The 20,234-nt window shown below is 62.8% G+C and carries 13 protein-coding genes and 1 pseudogene; 9 read left to right on the top strand and 5 right to left on the bottom strand.

The genetic code is table 11. The features are described from left to right. Positions 1–488 precede the first annotated feature (488 nt). From ABC969_RS01090 to ABC969_RS01070, 5 genes are read left to right on the top strand one after another with little or no spacing between them, the layout of a single operon-like run. On the top strand, positions 489–1,277 hold the full coding sequence (locus ABC969_RS01090; protein WP_345862388.1) for a class I SAM-dependent methyltransferase: 789 nt from the start codon (positions 489–491) through the stop codon (positions 1,275–1,277). After that, on the top strand, positions 1,274–2,554 hold the full coding sequence (locus tag ABC969_RS01085; RefSeq protein ID WP_345862387.1) for a cytochrome P450: 1,281 nt from the start codon (positions 1,274–1,276) through the stop codon (positions 2,552–2,554). Before ABC969_RS01090 ends, ABC969_RS01085 begins: the two co-directional genes overlap by 4 nt. Positions 2,555–2,596: 42 nt before the next feature. After that, positions 2,597–2,968, top strand: coding sequence for a VOC family protein (locus ABC969_RS01080; RefSeq protein ID WP_345862386.1), 372 nt, complete (start codon positions 2,597–2,599; stop codon positions 2,966–2,968). Between the two features lie 27 nt (positions 2,969–2,995). Further along, positions 2,996–4,228, top strand: a complete 1,233-nt coding sequence (locus ABC969_RS01075) for a cytochrome P450 (RefSeq protein ID WP_345862385.1) — start codon at positions 2,996–2,998, stop codon at positions 4,226–4,228. Positions 4,229–4,270: 42 nt separating this feature from the next. Continuing rightward, entirely contained in the window at positions 4,271–5,638 is a 1,368-nt protein-coding gene (locus ABC969_RS01070) for an MATE family efflux transporter (protein WP_345862384.1), read from the top strand. On the opposite strand, the gene ABC969_RS01065 is transcribed toward ABC969_RS01070, so the two are convergent. Then, positions 5,635–6,069, bottom strand: coding sequence for a PaaI family thioesterase (locus tag ABC969_RS01065; protein WP_345862383.1), 435 nt, complete (start codon positions 6,067–6,069; stop codon positions 5,635–5,637). The genes ABC969_RS01070 and ABC969_RS01065 overlap by 4 nt on opposite strands. Before the next feature lie 141 nt (positions 6,070–6,210). Here ABC969_RS01065 and ABC969_RS01060 point away from each other — a divergent pair, with 141 nt between their 5' ends. Beyond that, the gene (locus ABC969_RS01060) at positions 6,211–6,666 is read left to right on the top strand and encodes a PaaI family thioesterase (RefSeq protein WP_345862382.1); all 456 of its coding nucleotides are present in this window, start codon (positions 6,211–6,213) and stop codon (positions 6,664–6,666) included. Positions 6,667–6,834: 168 nt separating this feature from the next. Here the strand turns inward: ABC969_RS01060 and ABC969_RS01055 are convergent. Continuing rightward, positions 6,835–7,920: pseudogene (locus ABC969_RS01055) on the bottom strand (IS3 family transposase). Positions 7,921–8,222: 302 nt separating this feature from the next. Between ABC969_RS01055 and ABC969_RS01050 the strand changes: the two are divergent. The 3 genes from ABC969_RS01050 to ABC969_RS01040 are packed head-to-tail and all read left to right on the top strand — an operon-like array spanning position 8,223 to position 14,382. Continuing rightward, positions 8,223–11,270 carry a TonB-dependent receptor gene (locus ABC969_RS01050; RefSeq protein ID WP_345862381.1) on the top strand — a complete coding sequence of 1,016 codons (3,048 nt, stop codon included), beginning with the start codon at positions 8,223–8,225 and terminating at the stop codon, positions 11,268–11,270. 47 nt (positions 11,271–11,317) lie between these two features. Then, positions 11,318–12,871 (top strand): tryptophan halogenase family protein, encoded by a 1,554-nt coding sequence (locus tag ABC969_RS01045; protein WP_345862380.1) that lies wholly within the window; start codon positions 11,318–11,320, stop codon positions 12,869–12,871. After that, positions 12,871–14,382: a tryptophan halogenase family protein gene (locus tag ABC969_RS01040; RefSeq protein WP_345862378.1), complete on the top strand. Its 1,512-nt coding sequence runs from the start codon at positions 12,871–12,873 to the stop codon at positions 14,380–14,382. Before ABC969_RS01045 ends, ABC969_RS01040 begins: the two co-directional genes overlap by 1 nt. Before the next feature lie 66 nt (positions 14,383–14,448). Here ABC969_RS01040 and ABC969_RS01035 read toward each other — a convergent pair whose 3' ends face one another. The 3 genes from ABC969_RS01035 to ABC969_RS01025 form a co-directional block, all read right to left on the bottom strand. Next, a complete protein-coding gene (locus tag ABC969_RS01035; protein WP_345862377.1) occupies positions 14,449–16,896 on the bottom strand; it encodes a S9 family peptidase in 2,448 nt (815 codons plus the stop codon). Between the two features lie 128 nt (positions 16,897–17,024). Next, positions 17,025–17,873, bottom strand: coding sequence for a formate/nitrite transporter family protein (locus tag ABC969_RS01030; protein ID WP_345862376.1), 849 nt, complete (start codon positions 17,871–17,873; stop codon positions 17,025–17,027). Further along, positions 17,809–20,172, bottom strand: coding sequence for an FdhF/YdeP family oxidoreductase (locus ABC969_RS01025; RefSeq protein WP_345862375.1), 2,364 nt, complete (start codon positions 20,170–20,172; stop codon positions 17,809–17,811). The genes ABC969_RS01030 and ABC969_RS01025 overlap by 65 nt, the downstream gene beginning before the upstream one ends. Positions 20,173–20,234 lie beyond the last annotated feature (62 nt).

The raw sequence follows: 20,234 nt of genomic DNA, 5'->3' as shown, positions 1-20,234 counted from the left end.
CAGGCGGCGGGAGCGCCGCAATTGCCCATGATCCGCAGGCCCACTTCTACACCGTCGATCGTTTGCTTGTCGGCGAGACAATAGCCGGGGCCGGGTTGAGCGCCGTCACAAGGTCCGAAGATGACGTGCTGCACATAACCGGTCCCGACACATTATGTCCAATGGAGTCGATGCCCTGGAGTTGTTGAGCGCGCGTATCGGGAGCGAGCTGGAATGTGCAGCAGCTTTCGATTTTGAAACGTCCGACGCGATGGCTGCTGAGTCGCATTGAGTTTGAGACGGCCAATGAACTTAGACGGCGTAACCGCTCGGCCGGGAAGAGACCAGGAGTGGCGGCACGACTGGACCAGGACCCGCTCATTGCAGAAGTAAGCAAGGAGCCGCCGCCATTGTCAGTTCTGACGATAGGTAACTTGCGCAAGTTTGCTATTCTGCACCCCAAGACGTGAACAGCGGCCATCGTGGCGGCGCACGGCAAGAGAGACGATATGGCCGCGCTGATCCCCAGAATGCATCTTTTCGAGTTCGAGGATCAGGCGTGGTTTCCGTCCAGCATTCGCAACTACATGACCGATTTCCTGCGCTACTCGACAGTCCGGATGCAGCTACACCGGCCTATGGTGCAGATCTTGACCTCAATGATCAACCGCACAGGCACGCCCAAGATTGTCGATCTCTGTTCGGGCGGCGGCGGGCTGCTTGCGGCGATCCAGCGCGATATCCGCAAAGCGGGTCGGCCGGGTACATCGATCACCTTCACTGATAAATATCCCAACGCAGAGGCGTTGTCGGCGATTTGTCGCGAACAGCCGAGCGCGCTGCAGTTCGAAGTGGCGAGCGTCGATGCGACGGCGGTGCCGGCACGGCTGCGGGGGATTCGGACGATGTTTTCCGCTTTCCACCATTTCCGGCCTGAAATCGCGCAGCAAATATTGGGTGATTCGGCGGCCAGTGGACAGGGGATCGCAGTATTCGAGATCTCGCGGCGGTCAATACTCGGGCTGGTACCGATGCTGCTATCGCCACTCGGCACATGGTTGATGACACCGTTCATCCGCCCGCTGACGCCTGGCCGTCTATTCTTCACCTATGTCGTGCCATTGGTGCCGTTCTTCGTGATGTGGGACGGCATAGTCTCTGCCTTTCGCACCTACACCGTCGACGAGATGAAGGCGATGGTCGCAGGACTCGGCGGAAACACGTTAGAATGGGAGGCGGGCATCGCCGACGCGCCCTTCGGTTACAAAGTCACCTATCTCGTCGGAGTACCAAGATGACCAATGCCGCCATAAACCAGGTCGTTGACTACCGCGCCGATCTAAAGCCCCGGCCCCATCTTGCCGAAGTTGATATCTTCGACGTTGCGGAGGTAGAACTCGATGCACACCCACACAACTATATAGCGCGCATGCGTGAGCGGTCCGACGTCTGGCGCCGCACGGTCAGCGCTGTGAATCGCGAAATCGGCGTCTATACCTTGTTCTCTCACGATAAGTGCACGCAGCTGCTGACGCATCCCGAAGTATGTCAGTTTTATACACAGCTGCTGATGTGGCGCGGCGTGCCGGTCGGGCCTCTGCAAAACCTTTTCGTCAACGGTATGCCGACCGTCGATGGCACTGTGCACCGCCGTCGCCGCAAACCGCTCGCTGGCACATTCACCATGCCTGTAATCAAGCGGCTGCAGCCCGACATCCGCCGCTTCGTGCGAGATCATCTGACGCCTTACCTGGCGCGCGGCGAGATGAACGTGGCGACTGAATTCGCCAAGACGATGCCGCCGCGATTGTTGTGCAGCATCATCGGCATCCCGGAAGAGGACGTCGACTACTTCGTCGGGTTGGCGCGGCAGGCGGCGGTCGGTCTGACGCTGTTTCCGCTCGAGCAGATGGGCGATATCGACGCCGCTGCCGCGGCGTTGATGGGCTATGTCGAGCGCCTGCTCGACCGGCAGCGCACCCACGGGCAAAGCGACTTCCTCCGCCAATATCTGCAATCTGCTAGCGCAGTGGATCCCGAACTGACGCCGGCGGAGACCTATGTCCAACTGATCGATCTCATGCTGGCGTCGGCGGAGACGACGCGGATGACGATCACTAACGCGATTTCGCTGCTGCTCGCCGATCGCCGCCAATGGGACCTGCTGTCGCAAGATGCCTTATTCATCGGGGGCGCGGTCAACGAGACGCTGCGGTACGAACCCTCGGTCGGCACCTGTCCCAGGTTCACGCTTGCCGACATCGAGCTGGGTGACGAGCGCATCCCGGCCAACTCTATCGTGTCAGCGAGCCTGTTGGGCGCGCTGCGCGATCCCGCGTTGTTCGCGGATCCACAAGTTTTCAACATCACGCGGACCGATTTCCAGCGCAAGCATCTGGTGTTCGGCGGCGGCGCGCATCGCTGTTTGGGGGAAAGCCTCGCATGGATCGAGGTATTCGAGACGCTGAGTGCGTTCGCTGAACTCACCCCCAATATCCGTCTGCGCGACGGTCCGGCGACTTGCACCGGGTTAAGCGGGATTAGACAGGTCAGCGACTGCCATGTCATCTTCTGAAGCGGCACCAGCCACAATCCAACATAAACAAGGAGAAAAACAATGACGGCACATCCTACGGGTATCGTATTCTCGGAGATTCCAGTCGCAGATATTGCGCGCGCGAAGACGTTCTATGAAACGTTGCTTAACGCGCCGATGGTGATCGACACCACCGCAGGGCCATATGCGAAGGCGGTGTTGGCTTTCCCGGAGGGCACCGGCGTGTTCGGACATATCGTCGAGGGCAAGCCGGCGACCAAGGGTGAGGGCGCGATCACACACATCGCGATTCCCGACACGTTAGAAGACGCGATGGATCGCGTGAAACGGGGTGGCGGAGAGGTTGCTTCCGACATCATCACGATTCCGGCGGGATCGTTCTTCTACGCGCACGATACCGAGGAGAACACGATCGGTGTGTTCAAGTTTTGACAATTTGGCGGTTCGCAGGAGGGCGCGATGACTGAAGATGCCCAGGCTTCGCTGCTTGCGCTGACGCCGATGAATCCGGTGTTCAAAGCCGATCCGCACGTCGTGCTACGGCCGCTACGCGAAACGCGGCCAGTGGCTCGCGACCCTCAGGCGGGCACGTTCATCGTCACGCGTTATGTCGATGCGCACCGCGTGCTCGCCAACCGCCGCACCTCCCGCAATGGCGCCCGCGCCGAGACTTGTGCGCATCTCGCACACCGCCAGGAGGCGCAGCTGCCGACTAACGTGCCGCGCTCCGAAGTCGCGTCGATGATCGTGCTCGACGATCCCGATCACGCGCGAATTCGTCGTCCGCTCCAGCGCGCTTTTTACGCGCGGGTCAAGACGTGCCGGCTGCGGCTCGAACAAGTGGTCGACGCCGCGCTAGACGCCATTGATCCGGAGCGACCGTTCGACTTGATGGTGGCGTTCTGCCTGCCCGTCCCGATCGATGCGATCGCCGCGATCATCGGCGTGGACAATGTATCGCTGACCGATTTTCGGCAGTGGTCGGAGGGCGTCGCCCTTGGGCTCAACCCGTTTCGCTCGCCCGAGCAGACGGTTTTGCTCGAACAGGCGCGCACATCCTTACGCGACTATTTCCGCGGCCAGATTGACCAGTGCCGCGTCACTCCGCGTGACGACCTGATCAGCGACATGGTGGCACTGCAAGCGGCAGGCGCCGAGATCAACGATGCGGAGTTGGCGCTCAACCTGATTGCATTGCTAGTCGGCGGCAACATGACGACGACCGACCTGATCGGCAATGGCGCGCGGTTGCTGATGCTCAACCCGGGCGAGCTCGAGAAGTTGCTCGCCGATCCGGAGCTCGCGCCGCTCTTGGTCGAGGAGGTGCTGCGTTTTGAGGGCCCCATCGATGTCACTGAGCGCATCATGACCGACGATATCGAACTCAGCGGATGCCCGATCAACGCGACGCAGGCAGTGACGACGATCTTGCGCGCAGCGAACCGCGATCCGGCGGTGTACGACGACCCTGAGCGGTTCGTAATCGACGCAAAGCGGGCGCCGCATCTCTCATTCGGCGGCGGGAGTCATTTCTGCATCGGTGCGCCGCTAGCGAGGCTGGAGGGACAATTGGCGCTGCTCAAGTTATTCCAGCGGTTCCCGACCCTGAAGATCGTCGATTGCGACGCAGAGCCTGCTTGGCGCACGCTGCCATTCTTCCGCGGATTGGAGAAGCTGATCGTCCACGCCTGACCAATGCTGTCACGATACGTTCACGTACGAGAGGAGAGATACATGCGCGACCTGACGACGGGTCCGATCAGCAAGCATCTGATCGGTATGGCGGCGTTCATCGGCGTCGGATTGGTTGTGCAGACCCTGTATTTCCTAGTCGATTTGTATTTCGTTGCGCAGCTCGGCAAGGCAGCGATCGCCGGCGTTTCGAGCGCGGGCAGCACGACCTTCCTCGTCATGGCGGCCAGCCAGATGGTCGCGGTTGGAGCGTTGTCTCTCATCTCTCAGGCGATCGGCCGCCGCGACGCGGCCGATGCGCAGGGCGTGTTCGAACAGTCGCTGTCGCTATCAGTGGTGCTGGGCTTGGCGACTCTGGTAATCGGTTATACGGTTGGTCTCGTCGGCGTGCGTGCGCTCGGTGCAGACGCCGCGACCAGCGCGCTGGCCGCCCAGTATCTCGCTGCCTATCTGCCCGCGCTCGCCCTGATGTTCCCGGTTGCCGCGATCGGGTCAGCGCTCCGAGCGTCGGGCGTGGCAGGGCCGCCGATGCTGATCCAGTCGCTGACCGTTGCTTTCAACGCGCTGCTTGCGCCAGTGCTGGTGACTGGTTGGCTGATCGGATATCCACTGGGCGTGTTCGGCGCGGGGCTGGCGAGCAGCATCGCAACTCTGGCTGGGAGCATCGCCTTCGTCCTGCTGTTCGGCCGGATGCAGCCGCATCTCCGGCTCGATGTTCGCCGCCTAGCACCGCGCCTAACAATCTGGAGGCGGATTGCCGATGTGGGGCTACCGGCGGCAGGCGAGTTCGTGATGATCTTCGTGATGACTGCGGTCGTCTACTGGATCATCCGCGGTTACGGGCCTCAGGTGCAGGCAGGCTACGGGATCGCATCGCGTATCCTTCAGTCGATCTTCTTGCCGCCTATGGCGATCGCCTTCGCCGCGGCGGCGATGGCCGGACAGAATTACGGTGCCAAGCTGCCGGATCGGGTGCGTTCCACATTCTACCAATGCGCGGGGATCGGCAGCATCGTCATGCTCGTGCTAACCTTGCTGTGCCAGACGAACCCGCAAGCGCTGATCCTTCCGTTCACGCATGACCCGTCGGTCGTTGCGGTGGCGGCTGATTATCTCAGGATCAGCTCGCTGAATTTCGTCGCGATCGGGTTGGTCTTCGCCTGTTCGGGCATGTTCCAGGCATTCGGCGATACGCGGCCTGCGTTGATTAGTAGCGCAGGTCGGCTGCTGACGTTCGTCTTGCCCGCGCTGTACATGTCAACGCGCGGCGACGTCGCGCTGGAGGCTTACTGGTACCTGTCGGCGGTTGCGGTCACCGGCCAGGCGATCGTTAGCATCTGGCTGCTACGTGGCCATATGCGCGATAAGCTCGGCAACGGCCCGGTGCCGCTGGTAGCGACGGCGGTCTAGCTTTCGACCACGCCGCCGGACGGCAGCTTGTCGACGGGAATCAACCGCGCCGAGGCTGTCGCGCTCGCTAGCAAGGCGCCAGTATCGTCGTGCAGTTCGCCCGACACGAAGGCGATGCTGCGCCCCATCGAGACGACGCGACCCGTACCGATTACCGTTCCGATATGGACAGGCGCGACGAAGAGCACGTTCAGCCCGATCGTGGCGCAGCAGAACGCCCCGTCCGACTTGACCAGCACCGCGGACCCGAGCACGTCGTCGAGCATCGCCGCGAGGAAACCGCCCTGCACGGTTCCCCCGGGATTGCCGAATTCAGGGCGGGCCGCGAACCGCACCCGGACGATGCCTGTCGCCGGATCGGCGGAGATCAATTGCCAGCCGAGCGTATCGGCGCAGGGCGGCTTGGCGAAGCGATCGAACACCGCCGACATCCTGTCATTCTCCCGGCCGCAGCTGCATCAGCGCTTCGCGATATTGTAAGTTCTGCCAATGAGATCGATTGCTCAATCGTCGTAAGCTCTATCGGCTAATCTGTATCACGGGTCGGCGCGGTGGCAAATGGAGAGAAGATAGTGACGACAACTGACATCGACCGGGCATGCCGGCAATTGAAGCCCGATGATCGCGCGCGCGCTCTGTTCGCGCGCATGCACACGAAAGGTACGATGAGCGAATTGGTCGGTTGGCGGTTCGTCGATTACGATGGAGATGCGTTGCGTCTCGGCTTTACACCGCAGCCGATCTTCTGCAATCCGATGGGCATGATTCACGGTGGCTTCGTCGCCAGCATGCTCGATGAGACGATGGGATCGACGATTTTCGCCGCGACCGACGGACGTCAGATCGGTGCGACGATCAGCGCGACCACCGATTATGTCCGCCCGGCGATGCTCGGATCGCTCGAGTGCGTCGGCCGGATTCGCCATCAGGGCAAGTCGATTGCGTTCATCGAGGCTGAGCTGTTCGATGCTGGCGACCGGTTGCTGGCGAAGTCGTCGGCCTCGTTCAAGCTTGTCGCGATGCCCTGATCGGCGCGGGCCGATTACAGAATGGCAGTGAGCGCAAATTGCAGATCCGATTGACCAAATTTTTAGATCCTCAGATTAGGGGCTAAGCTGATGAACAAGCTACTTTCTGTATTTGCGGCTTGAGGGTCCCCCGGTTTCTCATCCAACCTGAGGGTGAGTTTCCGGCGTTCATTCGGCCGCCTTGGCGGCCGTCGCAGCAGCATATTCGACCGGCGTCATCCAGCCAAGCGATGTGTGAGGACGGCTCTCGTTATAGTCTCGCCGCCAGGCCTCGATCTTGGCTCGGGCGTCGGTCATGGACAGGAACCAATGTGCGTTCAGACATTCGTTGCGAAGGCGACCATTGAACGACTCCACGAAGGCATTGTCGGTGGGCTTGCCCGGTCGACTGAAGTCCAGCGTCACGCCGTTCTCGTACGCCCAGCGGTCGAGCGCTTTCGAGATGAATTCCGGCCCATTGTCCACACGAATGGTCTTGGGCGCGCCGCGGATCGATGAGATCCGTGCCATCGCCTCGACGACCTGCTCGCCCTTGATCCCCTGGTCGACGTCGATCGCCAGCGCTTCACGGGTAAAGGCGTCGACCACGGTCAGCGCGCGTAACCGCCGGCCGTCGAACAGGGCGTCCGAGACGAAATCCATCGACCACATATCGTTCGCCGCCAGTGCGGCAGCTTGGCACTCGCGGTTGGCAGCGCTGACATTGCGCCTTGGTTTCTTGAGCCGACGGCTCAGTCCATCATTCCGATATAGCCGGTAGACGCGTTTGTGGTTCACGACCCATCCCTCCCTGCGCAGCAGGATGTAGATCCGGAAATAGCCATAGCGCGTCCGCGTTGCCGCCAGATCACGGTTGCGCATCACCAGCGGTGTCTGGTCCGGCCTGTGGGAGATGTAGCGCACCGACGACCGCTCGACGCCCAGCGCCGAGCAGCTTACGGCATGAGACGCCTGGACGTACGCGACGAGCTCGCGTCGTCGTCCAGGCGTCAGAGCTTTTTTGCCAGAACGTCCTGCAGAATGTGCTTGTCCAGGCTTAGGCCGGCGACCAGCTGTTTCAGCTGCCCGTTCTCGTCCTCGAGCTGCTTCAGGCGCCTCAGCTCATCAACGCCGAGACCGCCGTACACCTTCTTCCAGCGGTAGAACGTCTGCTCGGAAATCCCCATTCGCCGGATGACTCGGCCACCGGCGTGCCGGTTCCGCCTGCTTCAGCGCGAAGGCGATCTGCTCGTCTGTGTGCCTAGATTTCTTCATTTCCAGCTCCTTGCCCGAGGGCATCACAAGGCCGGAAAACTCTCGCTCAAAATGGGCTAAAAAACAGGGGGGACGTCAAAACGGCCGTTGCTGCCAACACATTGGATCGCCAGTTCGACGTGCCGCAGGCTAATCGCGCCTGGGTGACGGACATCACTTAGATCCGCACGATGGAAGGCTTGAATGCTACACCAGTACGAGAATCTGTCGGACATATAGTTTTCCAATTTGCATGCCCTGCCGCACGCGCTAATGAGAGCGCTACCGTAGGGCCAGGCAGGCCACGGGTCAGGGGAGGTTTGATGTCTGTTTGTTTTGCCCGTTCGACTGCGTTCAAGTTTGGCGCATCGGCGTTGGCGTTGGTTGCGGCCGGGATCGCGCCTTCCAGCTATGCGCAGGTTGCGCCACAGGGGGCTGCCGACACGGACCAGGCATCCACGGACGACGCTGCTGTCGATATCGTTGTAACGGGGCGCCGGGCGGCGCTGGAAGCCGCCGAAGACCGCAAGCGTCGCAGCGAGACGATCGTCGATTCGATCGTTGCCGACGATGCTGGCAGGTTGCCCGACAATTCGATCACCGAAGTGCTGCAGCGCGTCTCCGGCGTGTCGATCGTGCGCTTTGCGGCGCTGGGCGATCCCGATCACTATTCGGTGCAGGGCTCGGGCGTGCAGGTCCGCGGGCTGACCGGCGTGGCATCACGCCTCAACGGGCGCGAAATTTTTAGCGCCAACAATGGCCGCGCGATTCTGTGGAGCGACGTTACGCCGGAATTGATGTCGGCCGTCGACGTATACAAGGCGTCCACTGCCGATCTGATCGAAGGCGGCACCGGTGGGCAGATCGATCTCCGCACCAAGATGCCGTTCGACTTCAACGGCAAGTTCCATGTTGCCGCGACGGGCGAACTGGCGCTTGGCGACATGGCGCAGCAAGCGGACCCATCGGCTTCGGTGCTCGTGACCGACTCTTTCGATACGCCGATCGGCCGCATCGGCGTGCTGGCGGATGTCGCATACAGCCAGTTCAGCTCGCTGTCGCAGTTCATCCGCGTGAGCCCCTATTTCAAGACCGCGCTGGGCGACGGGGTCGATCGTTACGTGCCGAGCGGCTTTGCTTTTGGCGACGAAGCATTCCGCTATCGTCGCACCGGTATTTACGGCGCGGTGCAGTGGGCGCCTTCGGACGATCTGACGTTCACCGGCAGCTTCTTCCAGTCGCGTTACAAGAGCCAGTCGAGCGACTATGGCACGCAGCTGGATTCGCAGACCTTGGCGGTCGATCCGGCCAGCAGCACGTTCGACGAGAATGGCATGCTGGTGAAAAGCAGCGCGCTGTTCAACCGCGACACGACCAGCTTCGCGCCGACCAATGGGCCGGTCAACAGCAGCGGCAACAAGGGGTTTGTCGAGAGCAACACGGTGACGCGCGATTATTCGCTGTCGTTTGCCTGGGCGCCGGCCGATGGCCCGTTATCGCTCAAGGGGTCGCTCCAGCGCGTCGACTCGAAGCAGATCTACGATCGTCTTGATATCTTCCGTGACGTCAGCTTCGGGCAGAGTTTCGGCCTGGATCTGAGTGGCGATCTGCCGCAGATTTCGGTGGGGTCGGGCACGCAGGCATCGTTTGCGGACCCGTCCAACTATTTCTGGACGGCATCCATGCCGCACAATGAAAACAACACCGGTCGGCTCGATGCCGGCCAACTTGACGCGGAATACAAGTTCGACGGCGATTTCTTCCGCTCGGTAAAGGTCGGTGGCCGCTATGCGCAGCGCAAGGAGCGGGATTTCCAGAACGGGTATAACTGGGCCGCGCTCGGTCGTGGCTGGAATGGCGACCCGCAGCTGACCTATGCGAATGCGGCGCCCGGCGACACCGAATTGCACGCGTTCAAGGACTTTTTCCGCGGCTCGGCCATCCTGCCCGGCAATCTGATGTTTGCGAGCGAAGGGCTGGCGTCGCGCTTCGACCGCCTGCAACTCACGCAATCGCCTCCAGCGGGCTTCTGCACCGGCAATGAGTTCAACTGTTCTTCGGCGGGTCCGCTGCCGAGCACTGGATATGGCGGGCAGCGTAACGCCGATGGTTCTCTTGCCATCCGTCAGCCCGGTTTCGTGCTGCCCGGCGACCAGCTCGACAACCGCACCAAGAATCTCGCTGGCTATGCGCTGGTGCGTTTCGGCCCGCAGGACGGCGCCCCCGGGATCGGCGGCAATGTCGGCGTGCGCGTCGTGCATATCGAGAACCAGGGCAATGGCTTCATCCAGCAGAATGGAGGCACGCCGTTCATTCGCAACGGCCGGACCCAGACGCTCGCGCCGACCTTTGTCGCGCGTTCGGGCAAGGCGGAATTCACCCGCGTGTTGCCGTCCATCAACCTCGATTTCTCTCCGACGGAGAAGATCAAGCTGCGCGGCGGGTATAATATCACGGTCGATCTCCCGACATTCAACGCGCTGCGCTCTTCGGGGACGGTCGGTGTCTCGACTGTGACCAATCCGGGTGGCTCGGGGCTGCCGGGGGTGTTTACCAACTTCACTGCAGAAACCGGCAATCCGTTGCTCAAGCCTACCCTGTCGAACAATTTCGATCTGTCGTTTGAATATTATGCGCGACCGGGCACCTCGTTCCACGTTGCGCCATTCTACAAGCGGATCACCAACCTGCCGATCTACTCGCTGACCAACCGCGAGGTGAACGTGTTGTTTACCGATGGCACTACCGAGACAGTGACGGCGTCCGCATCGGATTATGTCAACGCCACGAAGGCGGCGACGGTTAAAGGCGTTGAAGTGGGTGGCCGCTTCTTCCTCGATATGCTGCCGGGCGTGCTCGGTGGTTTCGGCTTCGAGGGAAATTACACCTTCATCGACAGCAGCAACCCGGGTGACCTGTACCGCGACATCACCGGCGCCATTAAGAATGACGCGCCGTTGGTAGGCCTGTCGCAGCACAACGCTAATGCGACCTTGCTGTATGAGCGCAATCCGTTCTCGATCCGCTTGGCTTATTCGTGGCGCTCGCGCTATCTGCTGTCGACCAACAGCAACGGCACCAATGGCACGTACAGCTATTATAGCGCACCGGGCGTGCTGACCGATCTTGATGGCGGGCCCAACACAACCACTCAGATCGCCTTGCCGATCTACGGTGGAAGCTATGGCTCGCTTGACGCCGGCGTTCGCTTCAAGGTCACGGAAAACTTCTCGTTCGGCGTCCAGGCGACCAACTTGACCGCCGCAACCCAGCGTACGCTGATGGGCGGCTATCCCAACGGTAAGCTGGTTGGCCGTAGCTGGTTCCAGAGCGACCGGCGCATCAGCACCGGCATCAACCTGGCCTTCTGATGCAGGCGGGTCCGTCGGTATCCGGCGGACCCGTTCGGGAGACGGCAATGAGTAAGCGTATCCTTATTGTCGGTGGGGGCACCGCCGGCTGGCTCACCGCCGGCTATCTGGCGCGGCGGCTTAGCGCCGATCTGCCCGGCGGCGTTTCGATCCAGCTTGTCGAATCGAGCGAGATCGGCATTCTGGGCGTGGGGGAGGGGACCTTTCCCACTATCCGCCAAACCCTGGCGACGATCGGCGTCAGCGAAGTCGATCTGATCCGCAAATGCGGCGCCAGTTTCAAGCAAGGCGCCAAATTCGCGCATTGGCGCTTTACGCCGGGCACGGCGGGCCCGGACCATTACACGCACCCGTTCCAGATCGCACCGAGCGATGATGGGCTCGATCTGTTGCCGTATTGGTTGCTCGGTCATGGCGGTACGGCGAATTGGGACGAGGTATGCAGCCCGCAAAAGAAGGCGGCCGATGCGCATCGTGCGCCAAAGCTGCCAAGCCATCCCGATTATGTCGCGCCGCTCAATTACGCCTTTCATTTCGATGCCGTGGCGCTTGCCGCGCTGCTGCGCGACAAGGCGGTGGAACACGGCGTCTCGCATCTGGTCGATCGCGTGACCGAGGTGATTATCGGCGACGATGGCGCGATCGCCGGGGTGGATACCGAGCAAAGCGGCCGGCTAACCGCCGACCTGTATATCGATTGTTCGGGCTTTCGTGCCGAACTGATCGGCAAGGCGCTCGGCATCCCCTACCGCTCGTGCCGCGACGTGCTGTTCTGCGATACCGCGCTTGCGCTCCAGGTGCCGTATCGGAGCGCGCAGGAGCCGATCGTCTCGTATACCGTCGCTACCGCGCAGGAAGCAGGCTGGATGTGGGATATCGGGCTCGATCGCCGCCGCGGCATCGGCCATGTCTTTTCCTCCGCCCACACCGATGACACACGCGCCGAGGAGTTGCTGCGCGCTTATGTGGGTCCTGCAGGCGCCGATCACGACGTGCGCAAGATCCGCTTCGAGGCGGGCTATCGCGAGATCAACTGGCACAAGAATTGTGTCGCGATCGGCTTGTCGAGCGGCTTTTTCGAACCGCTGGAAGCCACCGGCATCGTGTTTGCCGAGGTAGCTGCGGGGATGGTCGCCAATCTCTTCCCATGGGGTGGCGATTGGGAAACCTCGGCACGCCAGTTTAACGCCAATATGCTCCGCCGCTACGATCGCGCGCGTGACTTCATCAAGCTGCATTATTGCATTTCCGAACGGCGCGATTCCGATTTCTGGCACGACAATGTCGCCGCTGCATCGATCCCCGATAGCCTGCACGAGCTGCTCGAGCGCTGGCGCTTTCGGCCGCCGACGGAGATCGACATCGACAGCAATGTCGATATCTTCACCGAGGCGAGCTGGCAGTACGTTTTGTACGGGATGGGATGGAAGACCGATCTGTCGGCGCGCGCCGGCGCTTATCGCTACGCAACGGATGCGCGGCGCGCGTTCGCGGAGATTGATCGGCAGGCGGCCTTCGCCGTCGCCAATCTTCCCAGCAATCGACAATTGATCGATTATGCGCGCCAACGTCCGTTTGGATCGCCCGGCTTGGCGGCGTGATGGCGCCGCTCAAGCGTATCGTTATAGTTGGCGGTGGCACCGCCGGCTGGATGACCGCGGCGGCGCTGGCGCGGCTGGCCGGTGCCGGCACCACGGTGACGCTGGTGGAGTCCGAGGAGATCGGCACGGTCGGGGTGGGCGAGGCAACGATCCCGTCGCTGCTGGATTTCAACCGCTATCTCGGCATCGACGAAGATGCGTTCGTGCGCGCGACTGGCGCGACGTTCAAGCTGGGCATCGAATTCGTCGGCTGGGGCAAGGCGGGCGGGCGCTACATGCACCCGTTCGGCACGTTTGGTCGTGATGCGGCGGGAATCAAATTTCATCAGATCTGGCGTCGGCAAGCCGGGCTTCAGGCGCCACTGAACGATGTCGGATCCCTCGAAGATTATTGCCTTGCCGCGGTGGCCGCGCGGCTGGGGCGCTTTAACCGACCGACGGGCGACCCTGCCGCCGTGCTGTCGTCACTGCGTTACGCATTTCATTTCGATGCCGGGCTATATGCGCAGTTTCTCCGCCACCTCGCCGAAGAGGGCGGCGTGAGGCGTGTCGAGGGGCGCGTGACACAGGTGGATCTCGCCCCGGATAATGGCTTTATCGATGCGATCGTGTTGGCCGATGGTCGTCGTATCGAGGGCGATCTGTTTATCGACTGCAGCGGATTTCGCGCGCTGCTGCTCGGCGATGCGCTCGGCGTGCCGTTCGTCAGCTGGCAGAAATGGTTGCCGTGCGATCGCGCTCTGGCGGTGCCCAGCACATCATCCGGCGCTCCCGTGCCGTACACGCGCGCCACCACAACCGAGGCGGGCTGGCGGTGGCGCATCCCGCTGCAGCATCGCGTCGGCAATGGTCACGTTTATTGCAGTGCATACATGACGGACGAGGCTGCGGCGGACGCCTTGCTGGCCGGGCTCGACACGCTGGCCACGAGTGAACCACGGCAATTGCGCTTCACGGCGGGCGTCCGCGAGCATTTGTGGGAACGAAATTGCGTTGCGATCGGCCTTGCCGGTGGCTTTCTCGAGCCACTCGAATCGACCAGCATTCACCTGATCCAGTCAGGCATTACCCGCTTGATGAGCCTGTTTCCGGACAGCGGCCACGCCCCGATCGAGCGCGACAAATACAATCGGATGCTGCGCCGCGACTATGAGCAGATCCGCGACTTTATCATCCTTCATTATCATGCCAACGGGCGGATCGACGGCGATTTTTGGCAGCAGTGCCGCGATACGCCGCCGCCGGATGCGCTGGTCGAGCGGCTGGCGCTGTGGCGGGAGCGGGGGCGCGCCATGCCCGAGCCCGGACAGCTATTTTCCGAAGACGGTTGGATCGCCGTGTTGATGGGACAGATTGGCCTGCCGCAATCCTATGACCCGCTCGTGGCGACGCTGCCGCCCGAAGAGGCGGCGCGCTTTTTGCAGCATTTGCGTGGCGTGATTGGCCAGACCGCTGCGGCAATGCCCGCGCATGACCAGTTCATTGCCAGCCACTGCGCCAGGCCGCTGTAATGCCGGCCCAGTGGTTGTGATGCGCAGTCGCGGCGGCGTTGCACGACACAGTCGCGACGGCGTCGCTCACCGTCTGGTGGTTGCCGCGGGCTGCGCCGTGGCAGCCGCCTGCCTGGGCTTTACGTAGCGATCCAGCCAGTCCGTCATCTGCCACAATGTCTCTTCGGTCGATTCCAGCGCGCGATAGCCGTGTGGCTCGTTCGGCAGGACGACATAGCGCACCGTCGCGCCATTGCCCTTCAAGGCGGCGTACATGCGTTCGGACTGGACCGGGAAGGTGCCGCTATTGTCATCGGCGCCGCCATGGATCAGCAGGATGGGCTCCTTGATGCGGTGGGCATACGTGAACGGGCTCATTTCCGTATAAGTCGGTGTCGCCTGCCAGTAGGTGCGCTGTTCCGCCTGGAAGCCGAAGGGCGTCAGCGTACGATTATATGCACCCGATCGCGCGATGCCGGCGCGAAACAGATCGGTGTGCGCGAGCAGGTTCGCGGTCATGAATGCGCCGTAGCTATGCCCCCCAACCGCCATGCGGCTTCGATCGCCGACGCCGATCGTGACCACCGCCTCGACCGCGGCCTGCGCATTCTGCTGGAGTTGCTGGATGTAGGTATCGTTCGCCTCCGCGCCGCCTTCGCCGATGATCGGCATGGCCGGATTGTCGAGGATCGCGTAGCCCTGCGTCAGCAGGAACAGATGGCTGATCCCGCGCGGGCGCACAAAGCGATTGCCCTGATCGACGTTCTGCCCGGCGACCTTGGCGTCGGTGAATTCCCCCGGATAGGCCCACAGCAACGTCGGCAGCGGCCCGTCGCGCTTGGCATCATAGCCCGCCGGTAAATAGAGCGAGCCGGACAATGGCAGGCCATCGGCGCGGGGATAAGTGATCGTGCGCTGCGTGACGCCGGCGAAGACCGGGGCAGGGTCGGCAAAGGCGGTAATCGGCTTGGCATTGCCGCGCTTCACGCTGCGGACCATGTAATTCGGGGCAAGCGTCGCGCTCTCACGCCGCGTCAGAATGCGATCGGCCTTGTCGTCGAGCAAGGCGACGACGGTTTCGTAATACGGCGCCTTGGCGGTCCATAGCCGCGTCTGTCCGCCCCCCGCCACGGGCATCGTAGCGAGGAACGGGAAGGCACCTGCCTTGGTCGCCCCCTCGCCGGAGACGTAGACGCGGTCACGCCCCGGCGTGAAGCGCATCACCGGTTTGCCGGCGGCATTCTCTTCCATAATCGGACGGCCGGGATCGCCATATTGATCCTGGTAGTTGCGCGTCAGCATGGTCCGCGTCTGGCCCGGGCGTGACGGCGCAACGGCAAGGCGATGCTCGGTACGCGTTCGCCATTCCCTGTCGATGACCATCGCGAAGCCGTCATCGCCCCACAGCGTCGTGGCATAGCGGGCGGGGGTCATGGCCAGCTCGACCGGCGCGCCGTCGAACGGAGCGGTCTGCATCATCACCTTGTCGTGAAAGGCGATCTTGGCGCGGGGGTTGCCGCCGTCCAGCGCCTCGGCCCAGACAAGCGTCGCCGGTGCGTCGGACCGCCACATCGCCTCGCGCGGTCCCTTGACCGTGGCGTCGAAATCGACCGGAAGGTCGTCGGCAAGCGGGCGATCGACAAGTGTCTTCACCGCTTGCCCGTCGATCATCGTAACCGCGATCTCGGTCGGGAAGAAACGCGCGGGGAGCAGATAGGAATAGGGACGCTTGAGCCGCTCGGTCAGCAGGTAGCGGCCATCGGGCGAGACACTGAATTCGGAAATCAGACCCGGTTTGCCTAGTGGCCGTGCGGTACCGGCAAGATCGATCCGGACCAGCTGGCCAGTGAAATAATGATCGAACAATGCTTCGTCATGCGCATCGCCAAGCAGGTCCTCATACGTGCGCGCAGCCGATGTCCGTCCCGCACTTTCCTGCACAACCGGGCCGCTCGGGGTGATGCTGGCTGCTGGCGCGCGGCCACGATCCGCCGGAACCGTATAGGCGATCAGTGCCTTGCTATCGGGCATCCAGGCGAACGGCGGCCCGAACGTGCCGTTGAGGTTATTTGCCACCGCGCGGGCGCTGCCGCTGCGGTCGGCGATCCACAATGACAGGCCCTGCGCGTCCTGCGCGTAGAAGGCGAGGCGGGTGCCGTCCGGCGACCAATCGGGCGATGCGAAGCGCAAGCCGGGGGGGAGCGCAACCTCAACCGTCCTGCCGCTGGCGATGTCCTTGAAGCTCAGCGCGTTCAGCCATTGCACGCGCACCTCGGCCTGGCCGTTGGTCGCTAGATCGATGCGATACCCGCCGAGGCGCAGGATCGGCTTCGACAGGTTGGCGATCGACGGCAGATTTTCGCGGCCAAAGATCGCGAGCGTGCGATGATCGGGACTGACGGCGACGCCGGGGGTCGGCGGCGTCTCCAACGCTTTCGCAATCGCGTTCGGTGCGCGATGATAAGCGGTGCCGGGGGTCTGCGCCATGGCCGTGGTGGTGAACAGGAGAGCGATCAGACAGGCACCGGCGCGCATTCGTAACCCCTTGTTACAGTTGTGACTCAGCGTGTGGCACGTCGCTGCGATCGACACTAGGAGAGACTGGATTCAGCTCCGGCGGTCCAGCGCCGGCCTGGATCAGCCGCGGTGCGCGGGTCGTGTCCTTAGTGGGTGGCTGCCGGCGCGTCGGTCTTTGCCGTCAACCCATAGGCGCCGACCACGAAGACCAGCGCGCCAATGATGTTGCCCAGCGTCACGTACACAAGGTTGTGGATGATCCCCGGCATCGCGATCGTCTCGCCAGGGGAGAACAGGCCGAGCGTCAGCGCGGTCATGTTAGCGACGGAATGCTCGAACCCCGCGGCGACGAAGGCCAGCAGGATCCACGCCATGGCGAAGATCTTGGCGGCATCGCCGGTCACGCGCGCCGCGGTCCAGATCGACAGGCATACCAGCCAGTTGCATAGAATCGCCCGAGCCAGCAGGGTCACCGCGTCGGCCTCCACCTTGTGCGCGGTATAGGCGTTGAACATCGTCGTCGCGTAGGCAAACACCTGCCCACCGCCGCCGGCAATGAACAACGCCGACAAGACGAGCGCGCCGATCAGGTTGCCGATCCACACGACGACCATCAGCACGCCGGCATCCGCCCAGCTCACCGTCCGGCGCATCAGCCCGAACCCCAGATACATCACATAGCCGGTGAACAATTCGCCGCCTGCAAACACCGTCAGCAGCAGCCCGAGCCCGAAGGTCGCGCCCATCACCAGCGGCCGGACGCCGGCGGGCAAGCCACCCGCCGTGCTGATCGCGAGAATCATGGCGATGCCGATATAGGCGCCCGCCAGCATCGCGCCGACGAAGAAGCCCGCGGGCGAACGGCGGATCGCGGCCGCGTCCACCGCCGCGCGGTCGGCAAAGCCGGTAATCGTCGATGCGTACATGAAGTCAGGCTTTCGCAGGAAGATGCCGACCCACGACGCCGGCGCGTTCGACCAGACGTTCGGCGCCATCGTCGGTTCCCGCCGGATGGATCTGCACCGGGACCGACTTATACGACGGCGTCAGGCTCTGCGGATCATGATCCTCCAGCGCGATCAACGGCTGCGTCTCAGGATAATAAGAGGCGCAGCAACCGTCGGGCAACGTGTGTTCGACCAGGATCAGCCCCTGGACGATCCGGTCGGAGCGCTTGAAGTCGAGCGCGGTGGTGATGTCGATCACGTCGCCTTCGGCAAAGCCCAGCCGCGCAATCTCCTTGGCGTTCATGAACAGCACGTCGCGGCGACCGAACACGCCACGATAGCGGTCGTCGAGCGCGTAGATTGTCGTGTTGTACTGGTCATGCGAGCGAAGCGTGGTCAGGCGCAGAACGGTCGGATCGCGGGTGGTTTCGTCCTCTTCAACGCTTGGTGCGACCATGAAATTGGCCTTCTTGGTATCCGTCAGCCACACGCGCTCGGCCGCGGCGTTGGGCAGATGGAAGCCGCCCGGCTCGCGGACGCGGACATTATAGTCCTTGAACGCGGGGAACACGGCCTCGATCTTGTCGCGGATGCGATCGTAATTGGCGACGTAGCCGTCCCAGTCGATCCCGCCCTTGCTGCCCAGCGTCGCCTTGGCGATCCCGGCAACGATCCACGGCTCGGACCGGACATTTTCGCCCGGCGGCATCAGGAAGCCGCGCGAGGCGTGAACCATCGACATCGAATCCTCGACCGTCACCGATTGCGGCCCGCTTTCCTGCACATCGCGTTCGGTCCGCCCGAGGCACGGCAGGATATAGGTCGCGCCCTTGGCCATCAGCAGCTGCGTCCGGTTGAGCTTCGTGGTGATGTGCACGGCCAGTTCCATGTTGCGGAACCCCTGCGCACAGGCCTGCGGATCGGACGAGGCGATGGCGAGGTTGCCGCCCAGGCAAACCACTGCCTTGGCCTTGCCGTCGCGCATCGCGGCGATGCTCTCGACCACCGAATGGCCGTGCTCGCGCGGGGGTTCGAAGCCGAACACTTCCTGCATCTTGTCGAGCAGCATCGGCATCGGCCGCTCGGTGATGCCGACGGTGCGATCGCCCTGCACATTGCTGTGGCCGCGAAGCGGGCAGATGCCCGCGCCGGGGCGGCCGATATTCCCGCGGAGCAGCAGCAGATTGGCGATCTGCTGGACGTTGCTGGTGCCGGTGCGGTGCTGCGTGATGCCCATGCCGTAGCAGGCGATCGCCGCGGTCGACTGCGCATAGAGCCGCGCGACTTCCTCCAGATCGCTCTGGCCGAGCCCACTGGCATGGACGATGTCGGCCCAGTCGCTGGTTTCCAGATCGGCGATCAGCGCGTCGAAGCCGGCGGTGTGCTCGGCGATGAACGCGTGGTCGATCACCGACGGGGCCCCCGCGGCAGCAGCGGCCTTGTCCAGCGCGACGAGCGCCTTGCAGATGCCCTTGATCGCCGCCGCGTCGCCGCCGACCTTGACCTGCAGATAGTTTGTCGCGATCGGCGTTGCCGTTCCCGTCGCCATCTCGATCACCGACTGCGGCGATTCGAAGCGCTCCAGCGAGCGTTCTTTAAGCGGGTTAAAGGCGATGATCTTGCCGCCGCGGCGCGCGATCTCGCGCAACGTGGCCATCATGCGCGGATGGTTGGTCCCGGGATTATGACCGATCGAGAATATCAGATCGGTATGATCAAAATCCTCGAGGCTGACGGTGCCCTTGCCGATGCCGATCGACTGCGGGAGGCCGACCGAGGTCGCCTCGTGGCACATGTTCGAACAATCGGGGAAATTGTTGGTGCCGTAGAGCCGCACGAACAGCTGGAACAGGAACGCCGCCTCGTTCGAGCAGCGGCCCGAGGTGTAGAATTCGGCCTGGTTGGGGTCTTCCAGCTTGGCAAGGCCAGCGCCGATCTCGGCGAACGCCTCGTCCCAGCCGACCACTTCGTAGTGATCGGTGGCGGGGTTATAGCGCAGCGGATCGGTGATGCGGCCTTCGCCTTCGAGCCAGTGATCGCTTTTTGCCCAGAGGTCCGACACCGAATGTTCGGCGAAGAACTCGGTACCGATGCGCTTGGCGGTCGATTCCCATGCCACGGCCTTCGCGCCATTCTCACAGAATTCGAACGAGGATGTGTGCTTGGGGTCGGGCCACGCGCAGCTCGGGCAGTCGAAGCCGTCGGGCTGGTTCGACTTCAACAATGTCTGCGCGCCGCGCTGGACGATCTGCTGCGCCTTCAGCGAGACAGCCACCGCCTTCAGCGCGCCCCAGCCGCCGGCAGGCCCGGTATAATCCTTGATGCCCTCTGGGCGTGGCTTACGCATACTCGAACTCCAGGATGCGGGCCTTGCCAAGCGGCCCGGATTTTCCGTGGGTAATGAAGGAC

The organism is Sphingomonas qilianensis (genome assembly GCF_039614825.1).
GTDB lineage: Bacteria > Pseudomonadota > Alphaproteobacteria > Sphingomonadales > Sphingomonadaceae > Sphingomonas > Sphingomonas qilianensis.
This window is presented reverse-complemented; position numbering and strand designations above follow the sequence as displayed.